This is a genomic window from Halomonas llamarensis, assembly GCF_023555005.1.
Taxonomy (GTDB): domain Bacteria; phylum Pseudomonadota; class Gammaproteobacteria; order Pseudomonadales; family Halomonadaceae; genus Vreelandella; species Vreelandella llamarensis.
This window is the reverse complement of record NZ_JAMJPJ010000105.1, coordinates 1-463: the sequence shown is the minus strand read 5'-3', so window position 1 is coordinate 463 and position 463 is coordinate 1. Positions and strand designations below refer to the sequence as shown.

Here is a 463-nt window from a genome sequence, read left to right as displayed (position 1 = left end):
GCATCCTGGTACTTGGCGGTGGCGACGTAAGCCAACAGGGTGGCACTGGCATTGCTCTTGGGCAGGAGTTTGGCCGGTGCCGGGGCTGTCTGGATATTTTCTTCGCAGGTTGGGCAGGCGTATTTGCGCCGCACATGGCGGATGACCTCAACCCGTGCGGGCACCACATGAAGCTCTTCGCTAACGGCCTCGCCGATGACCTTGAGTTCAGTGCCGTCTTCGGTACAGCAACGCTCGGCCTCGTCCAGTTCGTGAACCACCTCGACGCGAGGCAGCTCGGGTGGCAGGGCCGCGCGTCCACCGCGGGTGCGCTTTTTGGCTGGGACAGCGGCGTTATCGGCAGATGCCGTTTCGTCGGTGATGTCAGTCTGAGAATCATCCGTCTGGCTGTCGTCTTCATCGACGGCCAGCTCGGCCTCGTTCATCAAGAGGTCGCCCTGCTTGACAGCGTATTTTTCGGTTG

1 protein-coding gene is annotated in these 463 nt (G+C 61.3%); it reads right to left on the bottom strand.

Annotated features, from left to right (window positions below; genetic code table 11):
• The coding region (locus M8006_RS17780; RefSeq protein WP_250084558.1) for an IS66 family transposase zinc-finger binding domain-containing protein at nucleotides 1-425 on the bottom strand (425 nt) is incomplete at its 3' end.
• Nucleotides 426-463: the final 38 nt, after the last annotated feature.